The organism is Streptomyces graminofaciens, from assembly GCF_030294945.1.
Classification (GTDB): domain Bacteria; phylum Actinomycetota; class Actinomycetes; order Streptomycetales; family Streptomycetaceae; genus Streptomyces; species Streptomyces graminofaciens.
This window is the reverse complement of record NZ_AP018448.1, coordinates 285,996-305,048: the sequence shown is the minus strand read 5'-3', so window position 1 is coordinate 305,048 and position 19,053 is coordinate 285,996. Positions and strand designations below refer to the sequence as shown.

16 protein-coding genes and 2 pseudogenes are annotated in these 19,053 nt (G+C 68.7%); 8 read left to right on the top strand and 10 right to left on the bottom strand.

Annotated elements, in window-relative coordinates; translation table 11 throughout:
• The first annotated feature begins 174 nt into the window (after positions 1-174).
• Positions 175-525, top strand: coding sequence for a pentapeptide repeat-containing protein (locus SGFS_RS01525; protein WP_286246990.1), 351 nt, complete (start codon positions 175-177; stop codon positions 523-525).
• A gap of 256 nt (positions 526-781) precedes the next feature.
• Here the strand turns inward: SGFS_RS01525 and SGFS_RS01520 are convergent, their stop codons facing one another.
• The 4 genes from SGFS_RS01520 to SGFS_RS01505 form a co-directional block, all read right to left on the bottom strand.
• Complete coding sequence (locus SGFS_RS01520) at positions 782-2,197, bottom strand: FG-GAP repeat domain-containing protein (protein ID WP_286246988.1); 1,416 nt, start codon at positions 2,195-2,197, stop codon at positions 782-784.
• A 109-nt stretch (positions 2,198-2,306) separates the two neighbouring features.
• Positions 2,307-2,765, bottom strand: coding sequence for a transposase family protein (locus SGFS_RS01515; RefSeq protein ID WP_286246987.1), 459 nt, complete (start codon positions 2,763-2,765; stop codon positions 2,307-2,309).
• A 71-nt stretch (positions 2,766-2,836) separates the two neighbouring features.
• Positions 2,837-3,409: a hypothetical protein gene (locus SGFS_RS01510; RefSeq protein WP_350283959.1), complete on the bottom strand. Its 573-nt coding sequence runs from the start codon at positions 3,407-3,409 to the stop codon at positions 2,837-2,839.
• A gap of 400 nt (positions 3,410-3,809) precedes the next feature.
• Complete coding sequence (locus SGFS_RS01505) at positions 3,810-4,373, bottom strand: dihydrofolate reductase family protein (protein WP_286246983.1); 564 nt, start codon at positions 4,371-4,373, stop codon at positions 3,810-3,812.
• Positions 4,374-4,647: 274 nt separating this feature from the next.
• Between SGFS_RS01505 and SGFS_RS51200 the strand changes: the two are divergent.
• Both SGFS_RS51200 and SGFS_RS01495 read left to right on the top strand, forming a co-directional pair.
• Positions 4,648-4,983, top strand: a pseudogene (locus SGFS_RS51200) (relaxase domain-containing protein); the annotation flags it as partial.
• A 635-nt stretch (positions 4,984-5,618) separates the two neighbouring features.
• Positions 5,619-6,416 carry a CoA transferase gene (locus SGFS_RS01495; RefSeq protein WP_286246980.1) on the top strand — a complete coding sequence of 266 codons (798 nt, stop codon included), beginning with the start codon at positions 5,619-5,621 and terminating at the stop codon, positions 6,414-6,416.
• 180 nt (positions 6,417-6,596) lie between these two features.
• Here SGFS_RS01495 and SGFS_RS01490 read toward each other — a convergent pair whose 3' ends face one another.
• A complete protein-coding gene (locus SGFS_RS01490; protein ID WP_286246978.1) occupies positions 6,597-6,986 on the bottom strand; it encodes a hypothetical protein in 390 nt (129 codons plus the stop codon).
• Here SGFS_RS01490 and SGFS_RS01485 point away from each other — a divergent pair.
• Positions 6,948-7,502 (top strand): annotated as a pseudogene (locus tag SGFS_RS01485) (aldo/keto reductase); the annotation flags it as partial. The gene SGFS_RS01490 and the pseudogene SGFS_RS01485 overlap by 39 nt on opposite strands.
• 67 nt (positions 7,503-7,569) lie before the next feature.
• Here SGFS_RS01485 and SGFS_RS01480 read toward each other — a convergent pair.
• The 5 genes from SGFS_RS01480 to SGFS_RS01460 all read right to left on the bottom strand — a co-directional run bounded on the left by SGFS_RS01480 (position 7,570) and on the right by SGFS_RS01460 (position 13,501).
• A complete protein-coding gene (locus SGFS_RS01480) occupies positions 7,570-8,781 on the bottom strand; it encodes a cytochrome P450 (RefSeq protein ID WP_286246976.1) in 1,212 nt (403 codons plus the stop codon).
• A gap of 39 nt (positions 8,782-8,820) precedes the next feature.
• Complete coding sequence (locus SGFS_RS01475) at positions 8,821-9,273, bottom strand: flavodoxin domain-containing protein (RefSeq protein ID WP_286246974.1); 453 nt, start codon at positions 9,271-9,273, stop codon at positions 8,821-8,823.
• Complete coding sequence (locus SGFS_RS01470) at positions 9,270-10,580, bottom strand: FAD-dependent oxidoreductase (RefSeq protein WP_286246972.1); 1,311 nt, start codon at positions 10,578-10,580, stop codon at positions 9,270-9,272. Before SGFS_RS01470 ends, SGFS_RS01475 begins: the two co-directional genes overlap by 4 nt.
• 278 nt (positions 10,581-10,858) lie before the next feature.
• A complete protein-coding gene (locus tag SGFS_RS01465; RefSeq protein WP_286246970.1) occupies positions 10,859-12,286 on the bottom strand; it encodes an APC family permease in 1,428 nt (475 codons plus the stop codon).
• Between the two features lie 231 nt (positions 12,287-12,517).
• Positions 12,518-13,501, bottom strand: a complete 984-nt coding sequence (locus SGFS_RS01460) for a C-terminal binding protein (RefSeq protein ID WP_286246968.1) — start codon at positions 13,499-13,501, stop codon at positions 12,518-12,520.
• Between the two features lie 324 nt (positions 13,502-13,825).
• Between SGFS_RS01460 and SGFS_RS01455 the strand changes: the two genes are divergently transcribed.
• The 4 genes from SGFS_RS01455 to SGFS_RS01440 all read left to right on the top strand — a co-directional run bounded on the left by SGFS_RS01455 (position 13,826) and on the right by SGFS_RS01440 (position 18,998).
• Complete coding sequence (locus tag SGFS_RS01455) at positions 13,826-14,752, top strand: LysR family transcriptional regulator (protein WP_286246966.1); 927 nt, start codon at positions 13,826-13,828, stop codon at positions 14,750-14,752.
• A 230-nt stretch (positions 14,753-14,982) separates the two neighbouring features.
• On the top strand, positions 14,983-16,605 hold the full coding sequence (locus SGFS_RS01450; RefSeq protein WP_286246964.1) for a flavin-containing monooxygenase: 1,623 nt from the start codon (positions 14,983-14,985) through the stop codon (positions 16,603-16,605).
• Positions 16,606-16,641: 36 nt separating this feature from the next.
• A complete protein-coding gene (locus SGFS_RS01445) occupies positions 16,642-18,012 on the top strand; it encodes an NAD-dependent succinate-semialdehyde dehydrogenase (RefSeq protein WP_286246962.1) in 1,371 nt (456 codons plus the stop codon).
• A gap of 101 nt (positions 18,013-18,113) precedes the next feature.
• Positions 18,114-18,998, top strand: coding sequence for a fumarylacetoacetate hydrolase family protein (locus SGFS_RS01440; RefSeq protein WP_286246960.1), 885 nt, complete (start codon positions 18,114-18,116; stop codon positions 18,996-18,998).
• Positions 18,999-19,053 lie beyond the last annotated feature (55 nt).

The following is a 19,053-nucleotide window of genomic DNA, read 5'->3' as shown; positions in this document are numbered from 1 at the left end:
ACCGATAACGCGGTGTGGCGGCGCTTTCCACATCCACCCGAGGGGCCAAGGCACCGACAGATGGCCGTCTGAGGGCCCAGGCTGAGCCCGACCACGCGCATCGTGAAGGTATGACAGGCAGACGCAGGTGGTACCACCAGAAACGAACCGGGGTACAAGGAGGGGGAACTCGAGGTGCGCCTGACCATCATCCGGGTCATCCGTGAGCACCTCCGGATGCCGCAAACCTCCGCGGGGCTCAACCCTTCCTGGTCGGAATACAACTTTGACTTCACCGGCGCCACCTTCGGCGGCGGCGATCTCACATATAGCCGGTTCAATGGCACCGTGTCCTTCGCCAGGGCAGTGTTCTCCAGCGGCGAGGTGTCCTTCCTCGAGGCAGTGTTCTCCGGCGGCCAAGTGGACTTGCAACGCGTCCTGTCATGGGCGAAGCCACCCACCTTCGACCCAGAGGTGCTCGAGAACCCGCCCGAGCGCTTGCATTTGCCGTTTCCAACCACCAGCACTCCGAACAGGCACCTCTGAGACACGGTCGGGGAAGCGGAAACGCTCAGGCGGTCAACTATCTCGCTCACGTGGCCAACAACAACGCACGGTCTCATTGTGACTGAGCGCCTCACTTGGCGGGTGAGCACCTGAGTTGGCGGGGCCGAGCGATGCAGTTGGTAGGCGTCCAGTCCGGTGATGACATTGACTCCGCCCGACAGCTTCAACAGCGCCGTGGGCACGCGGGGCCAAGCCCGGAGAAGCGGCGCTGCAGGGTGGCGCGAGCGGTTGCTCGTCAGCCCCGGCCGAGCTTCTTGATCTTGATGAAGCGGCGGTCCGTCATCGATGGGCCGTCCTGCGTTCCGCGCAGAATCCAGTAACCGCCGTCCTTGCGCGGCTTGGAGGCGCCGACCGTGCCGATCAGCAGCTCATTGCGCCCGTCGGTGTCGAGGTCGGCCAGGTGTAGGTCCCAGCCAAAGTGGTCGTCGTACCCCCGTGGGGGGCGGTCGAGGCCGATCGCGGATCGGTCGATCGTGATGTTGCGGGACGTACGGGATGCGCTGAGGCCGTCCTTGCCGCCGAGCAGCACCGCCACCCGGGGGCCCTTGGTCAGGGAATAGGCGGCGATGTCGTCGCGGCCGTCGCCGTTGCTGTCGCCGACCGCGACGGCGACGCCCATCCGCAGCCCGAGCCCGCCGGAGGCGGGCCTGCCCCGCCCCGGGCCTTTGTCGCTGCCGTAGACGGCGATGGGCTCATCGTCGTCGCGCCGGGCGAGGATGTCGTCGCGGCCGTCGCCGTCGAAGTCCCCGGCGGCGACAGGGGTGGCGCCCCCGGTGATGCCGGGTACGTCTCCGGCGGGCTTCAGCCCCTTGGCCGTACCCCGGTAGAACGCGGCGTCGAGGACGTCGTCCGGCATGTCCTCCTCGAAACGCACGTCCTCCTCGTCGTACTCGGCCTTGGTCACCAGATCGTCCCGGCCGTCGCCGTCGAAGTCACCGACGACGGTGTCGGCTATGGACGCCCAGCCACCGTGGCCCACGTCGAGGGTCGAGGCGCTGCGGGGCGCGCCGCCGTCGCGGTTCATCGGGCCGTGCAGGACGGTGGCGTGCTGCGGCTTCATGTCGTACCCGTCGCCCGGCTCGGCGAGGGTCAGCAGGTCGAGGGCGCCGTCGCCGTCGAAGTCCCCTGCGGCGGTGGCCGGCAGGACGTCGGCGGGCAGCTTGGTGGCGCCCGCGGGACCGTCGGGGCCGCCCCAGATGACGTGCTGCTCGGACGTCAGCTTCTCGCCGCGCAACACCGCATTGTGCACAACGACATCGGCGTAGCCGTCGTCGTCCAAGTCACCGGTGAACTGCGTCGACTGGTCGTTGGCGAACGGATAAGGGGTGAGCGAGGGATCGGGCTTGACGTAGCGGCCCGTGAGGCGGACCGCCGAGCCGGGCTCCGTACCGCCGGGTGCAGCGAAGACAACAAATCGGTTGTTATGCCACCCGCCCCCGGCCTTCGGTTCCATGTCCCAGTTGTTGACGACCATGTCGGCGTACCCGTCGCCGTTGACGTCGTCCCGCTGGACCCGGTCGCGGTCCCGTTCGACGGGGGACGGGGACGGCGGCGCGGACTTGTCGTCGCCGCCCGAACAGCCCGTGAGCAGCAGGGCGGCCACGCCGAGAATGGCCGGGATGGTGGCAGGACGGTGGGGAGGTGGATACATGCGGCAAAATCCTGCACGGCGCGACTTACGGGCTGGTAACGGCCGTGTCTTGATCGCGGCCCGATCGAGATGAGCGCTTCAGTTGGCAAGTCCCGCCAGGTATAGCGCGTCACAGTTCCCGGCCCGGCCGCGCCCCGCCCTTGCCGTCCACGGACAGTCCGCGCAGCCCGGCGCTCGCAGGCCGACGATCGGCAAGCCATCCGCCCACCGCCCGGTCCAGGGCGTCTCCGTCGATGCGGGTCAGCAGCCGGCGGACCGTCGCCTCGGCCGGGACCAGCCGCCGAGGCAGCACCGGATCAGGGCACACGCCGAGTCCCTCAAGTACCTGCGGTGGCGCGTCCTCGATCCACTCGCCGACTGCCAGCAGCGAGGTCGCCCCCGTCAGCACCGCGCACGCGGTCAGCGCGAGGACGACGGACAGGGCGTGCCGCACTCCGCGCGGATCGCGCGGGTCCGGCACCTGGGTCAGCCGCTCCAGCAGGCCGGGCACCTCGCCGGCGCCGACGTCGAGATGCTCTCGGAGCTGGTCAAGGGCGAGCGGGATCGCGGATGATGCGTCGGCAGGCACGGTCTTCCAGGCAGGTCACGAGGGCGTAGAGCACTCCATGATCACGGGACCTTCCCGGCATCGTCCTCAGGTCACATCAACGCCGCAGCCTTGCCTGCCACCCAGGTCTGCCAGACATGACGGGTGTTCGGCAGGTCAGGGCGGTCAAGGAGCCAGAGCACATAACCTGCATGGCACCGGGCCCACGGACTGTCGGAATCGGCTGCCCGATCGAGCCTGCCGCGCAGGTCAGCGCTGTCGACAGCCCGGGCAACCCGCACGTACTCGCGGTCCTTGCAGCGATACGCACGGCAGACGACGATCTCGACCAGGTCGGTGAGCTTCGCCTTGATCGCCTCCTCCTGGCGAGCACGGGCCACCTCCCGGATCAGGCTCTGCTTCGTACCCCACGCCTTCGCATACTGCGTCCAGTCCTGCGGGAATCTCGCTTCCCACTCCAGGAAGAGCAACGCATAGGGCAACCCCGGCCAAGTCGCCAGATCCTCGTTCGCAGGGCGATCCCACAGCCCGTCAGGCAGCGAACGTCTCTGCGCCTGCTGATACCTCCGACGCGCCTTGAGAAAGGCCGGCTCCCAGTACTGCTCGTCCGCTCCCAGGGGCCACGTCAGCCGCCACATCTCGTTGAACCGACCGAGCGCGTCCACGACCTGCCTCCGTGCCTCAGCCAGATGGGCAAGCGCTGCGGTCCTCGCAGCCGGATCATCCGCTATCAGTCCGAACGCCCAGCCCAGTCGCTCATCCCATAGACAAGCGTCGTCTGCACCAGTACCTGCCTCTTCAGCCACGCAGGAGATCATCCCCCAGCACAGTCGGCTCGCTCCACCTGACGGAGCTGGCAGACGCAACAGCTGCGAGGCGTACGTCAGTGAGCAGGGAACCGTCCGCTCGCCCTCCTTCAGCTCACGTGATCACGAAACGGACGCCCGACGACTACACCGACGCCCTGGATGTAGGGTCTCGCGGCTGATGTCGTAATCTCACGGGCCGTGTCGTACCGATGTCGTATACGACATCACCGTGAGAACAGCGCGTGGGTGCTGCTGCTCAGCGCCTCGTCTCGTACCTGGTCAGGACCACGCCGTCGGGAAACGTCCGCGTCTCCACCAGGTTCAGGTTCACCCAGTTGTCCAGCGCGGTGAAGAACGGCGTGCCGCCGCCCACCAGAACCGGCGCGGTGGCCAGCACGTACTCGTCAATCAGCCCGGCCCGCATGGCCGCCCCGGCGAGCGTCGCGCCGCCGATGTCCATCGGGCCGCCGTCCTCGGCCTTGAGCCGGGTGATCTCGGCGACCGCGTCGCCGGTGACCAGGCGGGTGTTCCAGTCGACCTTGTCGATCGTCGAGGAGAACACCACCTTCGACATGTCCCGCCAGCGGCGCGCGAACTCGATCTCCGCCGGGGTGGCGTTGGGCCGCTGGTCGCCGGTCGGCCAGTAGGAGCTCATCGTCTGCCACAGCTTGCGCCCGTACAGCGACAGGTCGGTCGCCTGCAACTGGTCGGACCAAAACTGGAACAGCTCGTCGCTCGGCACGCCCCAGCCGATGTCGTCGCCGGGCGCGGCGATGTAGCCGTCCAGGCTCAGGTTCATGCCGTAGATCAGTTTCCGCATGGCGCCAGCCTTCCGTGAGTCGGTTCTCACGCGTACAGACCGGCGCGGCGCGGGAAACTCATCGGTGCGCGATCTGAGCTCACATGTAGTCCTCGTGCTCGGGGCTCAGCGTGGTGTACTCGGCCGACTCGGACAAGCCGCCTGATCTCGACCTCGCCCTCGCGAGGAAATGCCACGGATTTGAGACTGATCATGGGTGACAAGGCCGTGAGACAGCCAAGAACGCCCAGGTCACGCGAGATCGACATGTCACGAGCGGCGAGACCCTACAGCGGTGCACTCCACGGCGCTGCTGGAGTCGGTCGTCGCCGCCTCCGCGCTCTACAACGAGGTCGTGATGATGGAGGCGTGCGAGGCGCTGGGGCTGGCCTCCGAGCCCCGCACCATCACGCGAGGCCGCCGTCCGGTCATGGAAGTCGCCGGCGTCCCGCACGAGCTGATCCGCTGGACCTCCCGCCGCAGCGCGCAGATCGCCGCCTGCCTGGCAGAGCTGGAGCACGAGTACGTCACCGCCACCGACGACGACGGCAACCTCAAGTTCGCACCTGAGGTCTCCGAGCGGGCACGGGCGAAGCTGAACCGGATAGCCGCCCGCAAGACCCGCCCCGCGAAGCCGCGGCCCCGCTCCCTTACGCAGCTGCGCGAGGACTGGCACAGGAGTGCACGCGCGTTCCTCGCCGACGCCGTCGGCCTCATCGACTCCCTCCTCGAGCGCGCCCGCGCCGCGGCTGCCGTGATCCGGGCCCGGGTCGCGGCCGTGGTCGACGTCGGCCTGGCGGCCGTCGCGGTCACCGCCAGCGTGTTCGTGATGAACAGCAGCGGCCACTTCCACCGCCGCCACCTGCTCGCCGAAACTCGCCGCCACCTCGCCCTCGTCCAGCGCGGCCGCCGCCGCGAGATGGGCCTGGACGAGACGATCGTGAACGAAGCGCTCGCCACGCACTGCACCGACATCACCGAGGCCCGCACCGAACGCGGCGAGGAACCCGGCTATCACCTCTACACCACCCGCTGGGCCCCCACCGACCCGCCACCCTCCCGGACACCGGCCGCCGCCCCACGCCGGGACCGGAAGCCGGCCGCCGACCCGGCCGCGCCCTTCCTCCCACGGCGCGTTGCGGTCCGCCTTCGCGGTCACCGACCTGGCCGCGGCGTCGTTCGCCGCCGCGGGCCTGGCCCTCAGGGACCTCGTCGCCACGGCTGGCGGCGGGGGACCGGCTGTTCGAGTGGACCGGATTCTCGCCAGTGGTTGGTTCGATCTGGTTCCTGGCGGCCTGCGGCGCCGAAGTGCTGCGAGTCGACCGTCCCGGCTCGGACGAGAGCAGCGGCGTCCTCGGGCGGGGCAGCGACATCATGCTGGGCAAGCGGTGGGCGCTCCTCGACCTGCGGACCGCGGACGGACGGGAGCGATTCCTCCAACTGCTGTCCGAGGCGGACGTGCTCGTCCACGGGTATCGCCCCGGGGGACTGGACAGCCTCGTCGCCCCCGAGGTCCGGGCCGCCGTACGGCCCGGCCTGGTGGAAGTGGCGCTCAACGCGTACGGCTGGACAGGTCCCTGGAAGGACCGCAGAGGCTTCGACACCCTCGTGCAGTACAGCAGCGGTCTCGCCGACGCGACGACGGCCTGGGCGCTCGCCGACGCGGAGCACAGGACACCGATCAACGCGCTCGGCCGGCTGGTCGACGCCGACCGGCCCCGTCACCTGCCCGTCGAGGCACTCGATTTCGCCACCGGATACCAGATCGCCGCAGCCGCGATCCGGGGACTGACGCGGAGGGTGACCACGGGCGAAGGCTCGGTCTCCCGGCTCTCACTCGCCCGGACCGCGGCGATGCTGGTCGGCGCGGGCCACGTCGCCGAGGAACCGGAGATCCGGCTGCCGCTCGACGGGCCCTACGAGGACCGCGTCCACGTCAGCGGTGACGGCCGTCCGGTGAAACGGCTCGCGTTCCCCGTCGACGTCGAGGGAACGCCGCTGTTCTGGGAGCGGCCGTTCGAAGCGGCGGGCTCTTCCGGGCCGACATGGTGCACCACGGCTTGATCCGGCCCGCTCGTTCGACGCGGTCGGACGAGTACGGAAGCGGCCACGGCGGGTTCCGACGCCGCCGCCTTCAACGGCGCCGGAACCCGCCGTGGCGTTGTCGCGGTGGTGGCACGTGCGTGCGGTGCGGTTGTGTCGCTGCGCACGCCGTCGTGGGCGGACACGTGCCGGTCGGCCGGCTCACCGCGTCACACGGGGGAAGAGACGTTCGACGGCGGTGACCAGGGCGGCGCGGCGAGCGGCAAGGGACGGGTCCGCGGCCTGTTCTGCGGCGACGGCGCCGATCTCGGTCTGAGCCGCCCACGTCGTGGCGATCTGGTTGACCAGGGCGAGGACATCGACCGGGTCCCAGGCAGGATCGAGCTGTCCAACCCGCTGCGCCTCGCGCAACTGGTCGATCTTGCGGGCGACGGTCTCCAGAACCGGGCCGGCGCCGGACGGAGCGGCGGTACCGGCGAGTTCGAGGCGCCCCCAGGTGATCAGCCGGTGGTGGTCGGGGTGGGCGATGATGAAGTGATCGAAGAGGCGGCCCTCAGCAACGTCGGCCCGCAGTACATCCGCCGCGCCCACGCCGTCACCCCGGTCACGGCTCTGCAGTCCGAGTACTCGCTCTTCGAACGGGAGGTGGGGGAGAAGACCCTGCCGGTCCTGCGGGAGCTGGGCATCGGCCACGTGCCCTACTCCCCGCTGGGCCGCGGATTCCTGACCGGCGTGGTCAAGCCGGCCGCCGAGTACCCGGCGGACGACATGCGCAGCTGGGACGAGCGCTGGCAGGGCGAGAACCACACGTACAACCTGGGCGCCACCGAGCAGCTCAAGAAGCTCGCCGCCGCCAAGGGCCTCACCTCTGCCCAGCTCGCGCTGGCGTGGCTGCTCGCCCAGGGCGACGACGTGGTCCCGATCCCCGGCACCCGCAACGCCGACCGCCTGGCGGAGAACATCGCCGCGGCCGACGTCGAACTCACGGACGCCGACCTCGAGCAGATCAAGCAGATCCTTCCCCAGGGTTCCGCGGGAAGCCGGTACCCGGCCGCCATGCCGGCCGCCATGCCGGCCACGATGGCGGCCACGATGGCGACCGACTGACTCCAGGCCCCCCGTACCGCTCGTCGGTCCCGTGCCCGCCTTGTCGGTACGGGACCGACAGTCCGGCTCAGGAGAGCCGGACAGGCAGCTTGTCGAACGCGACCAGACGGTCGGTGCGGACCTCCAGCGGATCGCCGGCGAGCTCGACCGAGGAGTACCGCTCGGCGATGAGGCCGAGGATCACGCTGGTTTCGGCCCGCGCCAGCAACTGCCCGGCACACGCGTGGGTACCGAGCCCGAACGTCAGGTTCCGGCTCGCCTCCGGTGGCCGGTTGTGGTCGAACTCGTTGGGGTTCTCGAAGATCGCCGGGTCCCGGTTCGCGGCCCCGATCGGGTACTTGATGCACGAACCCGCAGGGATGTGCACGCCCTGGATCTCGATGTCCTCGTTCGGGAACCGGGTGATGATGAGTTCGACCGGGTTCAGTCGCGCCAGCTCGTTGATGAACGCGTCCCGGATCTCCGGCTTCTCCCTGAACTCGGCCATCAGGTCCGGCCGTTCGGCGAACAGCTTGAAGCCGGCACCGATGAGATAGGCGGGGTTCGGGCCGCCCGACATGTAGAGCAGCACCGTGGTCTCCAGGACCTCGCGCCAGGTGAGCTCGCCGCGCCCGTGGGCCGCGAGCAGCTCGTCGACCAGACCGTTTCCGGGCTCCTCGGCGGTCTGCTTCTCCCGTACGTACCGCTCGGTCTCGGCAAACATGAAGTTCATCCCGGCCAGCGACCTCGCGTGGATGCCCTCGCCCGGTGCGGTCGCGTTGATGAGCATCGCGTCCCACAGGGCCCAGAACATCCCCTCCACGTCACCCACGGGCATGTCGAGGATGCGGCACATCGTCAGATGGGTCGGCATCACGCCCAGGTCGAAGTGGGCGTCCACCACCTCGCCCGGGGCGAGCCTGCCGAGCGCCTCGACGGTGAAGTCATGCGTCAACCGCGCCCATGTGCCGATCATCTTCGGTGTCAGCCAACGGTTCGTCAGCCGCCGCATCCGGGTGTGCTCCGGTGCGTCCTTCGACAGGACCGTGTTGTCGAACGCGGTCCATGGATGAGGGTGTTCGCCGACGGTGGCGAACGACGGCGGCTCCGCTATGCGCATGCACGGCAGTTTCGCGTTGTGCGTGGTGTCCGCGTGGTTCAGCACCACGTACGTGTTCTCCGTCGTCCGGTGCACGGGCGCGATCGCACGGGCCCGCTCGTACGCCGGGTACGGGTCGGCCCGGAATTTCTCGTCGTTCCACGGGAACAGCGCCGAGGCTTCCTCGATGGTCAAGCTCATCTCCGTCACTCCTTCGGGTCTGGTCAGGCCGAGGCCGAGTCAGGCGGGCATCAGGGTCAGGAGCTCCCGGGCCCATGCGTCGGCGAGCTCCGTGGCAGGGGTCGTCGACGCGGCGTCGTGCTTGGCCGTGGTTCCGATCTGCTCCGCGCCGAGCTCCAGCAGCGCCGCACGGATGGTCTCGATGGCGTTGTTGAACGTCTCGTAGATGCTGTCGCCGAGCCCGAACGCCGCGAACCGCACCCCGGACAGGTCCGGGCGCTCCGTCAGGAGCGCGTCGTGGAACGGCGCCGCCGTCTCGGGCAGACCGCCCTCCCCGTAGGTGGAACTCACGAACACCGCGATCTCCATGGCCGCCAGGTCGGACACATCGACATCGGTCAGTTCCGCGGTCACCGTCTCGTACCCCTGGTCGCCGAACGCGGCGGCGATGTCGTCGGCGACCATCTCCGCGTTGCCCGACTCGGTCCCGTACAGGACATGGACGACAGTCATTTCACTTCTCCTGTGGTGTCGATGGCCTCAGGCGTGGCCGTCGGGATGGAAACCAGGGCACCGGAGCCCGCCGCCGCAGCGAGGAGTTCGTCCCTGGTCGTGAACTTGGTTCGGCACCTGTCAGGCCGGGCGCGTCGCACCTCGGCACCGTCTATGCGCTGCCACGCCTCGAAACTCACCACCGAGGCCGGCAGGCGGTCGCGGAGCCCGACCAGGCCCGTACGGTGCAGCGGTTCCTGACCACGCAGGAACTCGAGGACGCCCTTCGCCGCGTCTGCGGCGAGCTTCCGGTTCTCCGCCAGATTTCCCAGTCGGCCGGTAGCGGGACCACCCACCCGGAACACGTTCGACGCCTCGACGCCACCGAACTGCGCCGACTGCGCCGGAGAGGGGTCGAAGCCGAGCGCCGTGATCACGGTGTCGGCGTCGAGGTGGTCGACCAGCGCACTGTCCCCCGCACGACGTGTCGTCACACGGACCCGGCCGTCGAGCCGCCGAACAGAGATCGGAACGTGCTGGAACCGCACGCTCACCGTCGTACGCGGAGAGGCCGCGGGTTCGCCGAGCAGCGGTACGCCGTCAACGCTGAGATGAACACCGACGATCTCGGCGAGTTCCTTGACCATCGACGCATCCCACTTCGCCGCATGCGGCTCACACCTCCCCAGGATGTGGATGGTTCGCACCGGGTTCGGCGCCACTGCGCGCAGTGCGTCGTCGTCGACGTCCGACGCGATGAAGTCGAGGTCGGACTTGGACAGCAGCCGTGCGACATCCGCCGAGACGTTTCCGGTACCGAGGATGACGACCTCGGACCCCAGGCTCTCCGGGCCGCCGTGCCGGTGACGCAGGCGGGCGTCCGGATCGGAGTTCAGCAACCGGATCAGGTCACCGGCGCCGATGACGCGAGCGTCCGGATCCTGGTCGATGCCCAGTCGCCTGTCCGTCCCCAGCCCGGTGGCCAGCACGACGGCGTGGAAGTTCTCCAGGAGCGCTTCGAGGCTCACGTCGGTCCCCACGGACACGTTGCCGACGAACTCCACACCTGGCTGCCCGAAGAGCCGCTCGAACTGGCGCGACACCGCCTTGGCGCCCTGGTGGTCCGGCGCGATGCCGTACCGGACCAGTCCGAACGGCGTCGGCAGCGCGTCGAAGACCGCGATCTCGATGTCCGGCTGTCCCTTGCGCAGAGCCTGGGCCGCGTAGCACCCGCTGGGGCCGGCGCCGATGACCGCGACCTGGAGCGGAAGCCCGTTGTCGACGGCGGCGGCCGGTCGGTTCGGGGCTGTCTCTGCCGGAGTTCTCATGGCTACCTCGGTTACCGCGAAGGAATGCGAAGACGGGATGAACGCTAACTAACTAACGATCGTTAGTACAGTGGGTGGAAAGGAATCCCGATCCGGAATCGATGCCGGGTCAGGAACGTCGACGCCGTCCGGCGCCGCTGGTGCCCGAGCCCGTGGATGTCCTCGACGTAGAACGTCGGTGCATCCCGCCCCGGTCGGCAGCGGCGCCGGACGGTGTTCCGGCCCTCCCTGGTCGTGCAGTCGAACTACCTACCGTTGTGGTCGCAGGTAACACGAAGTCACAGCTCCTGGCGACCGATGCGCTGGTACACCTCGGGACGCCGGCCCCGCAGGACTCGCGCGACGCACAGCCCGATCGGGAACAGCGCGAAGGTGAAGACCAGGAAGAACGACGTGACGAAGCCCGAACCACCGAGCAGATCCGCGTAGTTCGTCACCGCGAGATACGCCACCACACCGATCCCGATGGCCGCCAGGAGCGGTGAGGCGGCGGTCTTCCACGCGGGTTCCTGTGACGGGTTGCGGCGGAAGTAGACGAACACCGCCACGCTCGCCGCGAACAGGAGCAGCACGATCGCGAAGGAACCGATGCCGGACGCCCGGGCGTACAGCACGTTCGGGTCGGTGCCCAGCGCCACGAAGAGGACCACACCGACGGCCCACAGTGCGCCGATGATGGACGCCGACACGTACGGCGACCCGTGCTTGGGGTGCACCTTGCCCAGGGCCGTCGGCAACACACCGTCGGTACCGAGGGAGTACATGTAGCGCGCTGTGACGTTGTGGATGGACAGCATCGACGCCAGGATCGAGGTCAGCAGCAGAATGGTGACGATGTCGACCACGGTCTTGCCGACCAGTACGGTCAGCGCGTCGGTGAACATCCCGCCGGTGTTGGCCGTCGCGGCCGCCTGCGCCTTGTTCGCGCCTGTGTAGGCGATGTAGGCCCACGCGGCCAGGGCGTAGAAGACGCCGATGCCCGCCACGGACAGGTAGGTGGCCCGAGGGATGGTCTTGTCGGGGTCCTTCACCTCCTCGCGGAAGATGACGGTCGCCTCGAACCCGAAGAAGTTGCCGACCACGAACAGGAGCGCGAGACCGATGTTGGGGTCGGTGACCCACGGCAGGCTCAGGGCGGCACCCCCGGTGCCGGACGGGGCTCCATGGACGAACGACGCGATGTCGAAGACGATCACGACGATCACTTCGAGCACCATCACCGCGGTCAGCACCTTCGCGGAGAGGTCGATGCGCCGGTAGGCCAGCGCGGTGGTCACCGCGACGATCGCCAGCGCGTACCAGCCCCACGAGATGTGCGGACCGTGGAGGTTCTTCTCCACGTAGCTCTGGACGGTGATGGCGAAGAACGGCGGGGCGAAGAACCCGATCATGAAGTAGCCGAACGTCGCCAGGAACGCGCCGCCCAGTCCGGCCGGGCGTCCGAGACCCTGGGTCACGAAGGCGTAGAAGCCGCCCGGGTTCGGAACGGTGCGGCCCATGAGGGTGAAGCCGACACAGAAGACCATGAGTATGACCGTCGCCACGATGTAGATCGCCGGCCCCGTCTTGCCGCCGAACATCAGCAGCACCGGGATGAAGCCCGCCACCGTGGTCAGGGGTGCGGAGAACGCGAGCACGCTCATGGCGAGCTCACCGACGCCCATGTTGCCCTGCAGACGCCGCGGCTCCTCCACGACTTCAGCCATTCGTCTTTCACCACTCACGGTGGGGACCTGCTCGTGTCTTGCCATGAGTTTCTCTTCCTGGTGGGGCCCACCCGAGCTACCGCGGGGCCGGTGGGGTGTTCGTGTCGCGTCCCCGTGTGATGCCGTCCTGTTCAGGTACGTGATCACCTCGTGGACCTCGCTGCGCCGGCACCATGCCCGCGCAGACGTTCTGGTGTGTGGTGACGCTGTCGGGGTGGGACCCCGGTCCGGTCAGGTCACCAGGTCCGACAGCGGCCGGCCCGTCAGCGCCTGTCGGGCGCGCAGTACGACGGCCTCCTGGAGCGCGTCCATCGCCAGGTCGGACCGCCACGCGACGTGCGGGGTCATGACCAGGTTCGGCACGCCGCGCAGTACGTGGTCCGCCGGCAGCGGCTCGGTCGTGAAGGTGTCCAGACCCGCGCCTGCCAGGTGGCCGGAGCGCAGCGCGTCCGCCAGCGCGGCCTCGTCGACGAGCCCGCCGCGGGATACGTTGACGAGGACCGAGCGCGGCCGCATACGGCGGATGACCTCGGTCGACACCAGGTTTCGGGTCTCGGCCGACAACGGCAGGTGCAACGACACCACGTCGGACTGCTCGAGCAGCTCCCTCAGCGGCGCGGCCGGTACCGAGTCGAAGGTCGCGAACGGGTCGTAGCCGCGGACGTTCGTGCCCAGGGCCGCGTACCACCGGGCGACCTGGCGGCCGATCCGGCCCATGCCCACGACCGCGACGTCCAGCTGGGAGAACCGTGGCGTGTCCATCCCGACGTTGCCTGCCCACTGGCCGGCCGCGATGGCCGACTGGCCCGCGGGGATGCGCCGCGCCAGCAACAGCCCCATGGTGAGGGCGTGCGACGCGACCTCCTCGGTTGCGGCACCCGGCACGATGGCGACAGGGACGCCCTTCGTCCGGGCGGCCGCCACGTCGATGTTGTCGTAGCCGATGCCGTACCTCACCACGGCGATGCACTTCTTCATCGCGGCGAAGTCCTGTGCCTCCACGGGCGCGTACGGGGTCACCATCACCACGGTCGCTTCCGGGATCGACGCACGGAACGCCTGCCGGTCCGGCGCCACCACGAACTCCAGCCCGAACTCCTCGGCCAGTGCCCGCTCCCGCTCCAGGCCCGGGTACTGCTGAGGACCGACAAGGAGCAGACCACCGGCATGAGCGGGGGTGCGGGCCGGTATTTCGGTGCTGCTTGCAAGTGACATTTCAACCCTCTCGGATCAGGGCGAAGGTGTTCGGCAGCCGTGATCTCAGGGCGCCTAAACGTGTTCGTGTAGAAAGTGAAATGAAACGTAAGGACGGCCGAATGATGCGTCAACGACTCCGCCCGTACGGGTTCGGAATAGGACTCGATTGGGAACAGTGTGTTGTCGAAACCGGATCAGTCTCCGCGAGGCTCAAGCCGTGGGCGCGGGATCCCTCAAGATCGCTGGTGCGGTGTTCCGCAACCGGGTCCTTTCGAACTCTAGCGAACTAACGGTCGTAAGCCTAGGGTAGGTGTCGAGCATCGCAACCGGAGGTGTACGACCGTGAACGTGCGACAACTTCAGGCTTTCCTCGCGGTCGCCGAACACCTGCACTTCGGCCGCGCCGCGGAGCAGCTCTTCATGGCCCAGGCGCCCCTCAGTCGCACCATCCAGGCCCTCGAGGGAGACCTCGGCGCCCGCCTGTTCGAGCGGAACACCCGTTCGGTCTCCCTCACGCCGGCCGGCCAGGCCCTCGTCCAGCCCGCTCGCGCCGTACTGGAGGCGGTGTCCTGCGCCGAGTCCGCCGTCAGTGCCGCAGTCTCCGGCGAGTCCGGCACCGTCCGTGTCGAGTTCTGCGGTGTTGCTGCGCATCCCCTGGTGGCCGCGCTCTCCCGGGGCATGCGCGCGGAGCACTCCGGCATCCGCCTTGATCTGACCTCGCAGGCCGTGTCCAGGCCGACGATCCGCCGCCTGCTGGACGGGGAGGTGGACGTCGGCCTCGGCCGCTTCGACAACCTGCCGCCCGGCCTCGACAGCGAGGTCCTCATCAGCGACTCCCTCGTTGTCGCGGTACCCCGGACCCACCGGCTCGCCGGTGCCCAGGTCGTCGGTTTCCGGGACGTGGCCGCCGAGCCGTTCGTCTCCCTGCCCTACACCACCGGCTCGGTCACCACCGACCGGCTCTGGCGCCTCGGCTACGCCCACGGCGCCGGCGGTGTCAACAACGTCCAGTTCGCCCCCGACACCCCCTCCTGTCTGGCGCTGGTCGGAGCCGAGGTCGGCTGCCACCTCGCCCTGCGATCCGTCGCCCGGTCGACGACCAACCCCAACATCGTCTTCGTTCCGCTCGCCCAACGCGAATGCGAACTCGTGCCCGATGTGCACCTGCGTGCGGCGTGGCGATCCGGGGCGGTCACCCCGCCCGTCGCGGCCGCGCTCGGCCACCTGCGCCGCTGTCTGCACCAGGACCGGCCGACGGTCGCCGCCTGAACCGCCTCTTGGCCGCACCGATTATTCCAGTTCCGGAAACAATCTCCGGTGGCCTTCGCATCAATTCCGTCTGGTGCTGAACATTTCCGAGAAGTAACGTCGCGTTGTCGAAATCGTACTCGACCCTCCCCGGCGATATCGGGGAAACCAACGGGCCGTGCAGATCAATGCGGTACTCACCCCGCCGGTCGAGTCTTTTTTTGTGCGCGAAATCCCGCAAAGGAGCATCCATGGGCAGCGAAGAAAGCGTGCGCGAGATCGACGCGCTCGTCGTCGGAACCGGCATGGGCGGTGTCATGGCCCTGCGCACGCTCACCGCCGACGCCGGCCTCGACGCGATCGCGATCGACAAGGCGCCGAAGGTCGGGGGAACTTGGTACTGGAACCGTTACCCGGGTGCCCTTTCCGACACACAGAGCTTCATGTACCAGCTGCCCTACGACAAGGAACTCTTCCAGCAGACCGACTGGCGCACCCGCTACGTCCCAGGTCCTCAGATCCGCCAGTACGTCGAGGACGCCGTCGACTTCTGGAACCTGCGCTCCCGTATCCAGCTCGAAACCACCCTGGTCAGCGCGGCCTTCGACGAGGCGAACGCCCACTGGCACGTCGTCACCGACAAGGGCGAGTTCCGTGCCCGCTTCCTGATCACCGCGGCCGGCCTGCTCTCCCAGATCAACATCCCCGACTTCCCCGGCATCGACCGGTTCGAGGGCCGCATCGTCCACACCGCCGCCTGGCCCGAGGACCTCGACATCGCCGGTCTGCGCATCGGTGTCATCGGCAACGGCTCCACCGGCATCCAGTTCATGACCGAGGCCGCCAAGACCGTGGCCCACCTGACCTCGTTCCAGCGCACCGCCCAGTACACCGTCCCGGCCGGCAACCGTGAGTGGTCCGAAGCGGAGCTGGAGCAGTTCAAGGCCACGTGTGAGGACCGCTGGGAGGAGTTCCGCACCTCCAAGATCGGCTTCGGCATCGACGAGACCAAGCGCAGCATCTGGAGCGTCTCGGCGGAGGAGCGCGAGGCCATCTTCGAGTGGGCCTGGCGCAAGGGCGGCAACTACACCTTCGCCAACGAGACCTTCTGCGACGTCACCAGCGACCGCGCCGCCAACGAGCTCGCCGCCGACTTCATCAAGCGGAAGATCAGGGAGATCGTCCAGGACCCGGAGACGGCGCGCAGGCTCACCCCGACCGAGCTGTTCGCCCGTCGCCCCATCTGCGACTCCGGTTACTTCGAGATCTTCAACCAGCCCAACGTCACCCTTGTCAGCACCAGGGAGAACCCCATCCGGGAGTTCGAGGCGGGCGGCATCGTCACCGAGGACGGCGTCCACCACGAGCTCGACGTCCTGGTCCTGGCCACCGGGTTCGACGCCGTCGAGGGCAGCTACCGGAACATGGACGTCCGCGGCATCGGCGGAAAGAGCCTCAAGGAGCACTGGGCCGACGCGCCCCGCACCCACATGGGCATGACCGTGTCCGGCTTCCCGAACCTGTTCATGGTCCTCGGCCCGAACGGCCCGTTCGTCAACAACCCCTCCGCCATCGGCGTTCAGGCCAAGTGGATCGCCCAGGCTGTCCAGAGCATCAAGGACACTCCCGGCGCCTCCATCCGGCTGCGCGAGGAGGCCGAGGAGAACTGGCTCCAGACCTGCCTCGACGAGCTCAAGGGCTCCCTGTTCCTGGAGACCGGTTCCTGGATCTTCGGCAACAACATCCCCGGAAAGCGAAAGGCCCGCACCGCCAACTTCTACGTCGGCGGCCTCAACAAGTTCATCGCCATCTCCGAGGCCGAAGCAGCCCAGGGATACCCCAGCTACGAGGTCCGCGTCCCGTCCGTGGTCTGACCAGCCACCCCCACAAGCGGTTTGGAGAAGCAAGCCATGCACACGTACAAGACCATCTCACCGCTGAACGGCGAGGTGCTCGCCGAGTACACGATGATGACCGACACCGAGGTCACCGCGGCGCTCACCCGCGCCACCGACGCCTACCGCGACTGGGCCCGCTCCGGCGTCGACGACCGGGTCGCCGTCCTGGCCCGCATCGCAGAACTCCACCGCGAGCGAAGCGCCGAACTCGCCGAGGCCATGGCGACCGAGATGGGCAAGCCGCTCGCGCAGGCCGAGGGCGAGGTCGCCCTCTCGGCGTCGATCTACGACTACTACGCCCGCGCGGGCGCCCAACTGCTGGCCGACGAGGTCATCGAGATCAAGGCCGGCGGACGGGCCGTCGTCCGTACGGCCCCCACGGGCCCGGTGCTCGGGATCATGCCGTGGAACTTCCCGCTGTACCAGGTGGCGCGCTTCGTCGCCCCCAACCTGCTGGTCGGGAACACGGTCCTCCTCAAGCACGCCCGCTCCTGCACCCGCACGGCGCTCCTCATCGACGCCGTCGTCGCCGACGCGAACACCCCGAAGGGCGTCTACGAGAACCTCATCGTGTCGTCCTCGCAGATCGGCGACCTCATCGCCGACGACCGTCTGCGGGGCGTCTCGCTGACCGGCTCGGAGGAGGCCGGCCGGATCGTCGCCACCCAGGCCGGCCGGCATCTCAAGAAGTGCGTCCTCGAACTCGGCGGCTCGGACCCGTTCATCGTCCTGCCCGACGCCGACCTCGACCTCGCGCTCGACCTGGCCGCGACGGGCCGGTTCAGCAACGCCGGCCAGTCCTGCACGTCCTCCAAGCGGATGATCGTCCACAGCGACGTCTACGACCGGTTCCTCGAGGGATTCGTCGCCCGCGCACGGCAGTGGAACACCGGCGATCCGCTGAACCCGGAGACCCGCATCGGCCCGATGGCGTCCGAGTCCGGCCGGCAGGAGATCGCCGAGCAGGTCGAGGACGCCGTGGCCAAGGGCGCCGGGCTGCACCTCGGCGGCGTGGTCCCCGACGGCCCCGGCGCCTTCTATCCGGCCACCGTCCTGACGGACGTCACCCCGGACATGCGCGCCTACGGCGAGGAGCTCTTCGGTCCCGTCGCGGTCCTGTACAAGGTCGACTCCGTCGAGGAGGCCGTCGCGCTGGCGAACGACTCCCGGTTCGGGCTCGGTTCGGCCGTCTTCACCCGCGACGAGGACCTCGCCGCCGACATCGCCGAGCGGCTGGAGGTCGGCATGGTCGGTCTCAACACCCTCGTCCGCAGCCAGCCCGACATGCCGTTCGGCGGCGTCAAGGCGTCCGGTATCGGCCGCGAGCTCGGCCGCCTCGGCCTCGACGAGTTCGCCAACAAGAAGACCGTCCGCCTCTCCTGACGGCTCCGGTCCTCACGCCGCGCCCTGCCCGTCGACCTCCCCGCGGGCAGGGCGCATCCGTCGACGGCACACCCCTACGACTCCCACCCGAAGGACCTGACGTGAAACTCGTCTCCTACGACTCCGGTGCCGGCTGGCAGCCGGGCCTCCTCCACGACGACCAGGTGTTCAGCCTCAACAGCGCGCTGCACGCCGCCGGCCTGATCTCTCGCGACCTGCCGTCCGTCCGCGCCTTTCTCCGACAGCACGGCGGCCAACTGCCGACGATCGCCGCAGCCCTCGGGCCGCTCCTCGCCGACGGCACCGCGGAGTCCGTCGGCGGCGTCGCCACGGTGCGCCTCGGCCCGCCGGTCACCGACCCGCTCAAGGTGCTCTGCGTCGGCCTGAACTACTCCGACCACGTTGGTGAGACCGGCCGTGCCATGCCCACCCACCCCGACCTGTTCGCCAAGTTCGCCAGCAGCCTCATCGGCCCTTACGACACCATCGACCGGTCCGACGTGACCGACAACCTCGACTTCGAGGGTGAACTCGCCGTCGTCATCGGCAGAGAGTGCAGCCGCGTCGACGAGAGCGACGCGCTGTCGTACGTGGCCGGTCTGTCGGTTCTCAACGACATCACCGCCCGCGACCTGCAGTACCGCGGCACTCAGTGGCTCGCGGGCAAGGCCGTGGACCGGGCCACTCCGTTCGGCCCGGCGATCGTCACGCTGGACGAGATCGGCGACCCACAGAGCCTGGACATCGAGACGTTCGTCAACGGCAGCCGGGTCCAGGGATCCAACACGAAGTACATGATCTTCCCGATCGCCAGGATCATCTCCTACGTCAGCCAGTTCCTCACCCTCAGCCCCGGCGACGTCATCGCCACCGGTACCCCCGAGGGCATCGGCGCGAAGCGGAATCCGCCCCTGTGGCTGCGTCCCGGTGACAAGGTCGAGGTGCGTCTGGAGAAGATCGGCATCCTGAACAATCAGGTCATCTGAACTTTCTCTCTCACGTCTGCGGAGCCGGCCCGGGGGCCGGCTCCGCAGACGTTTC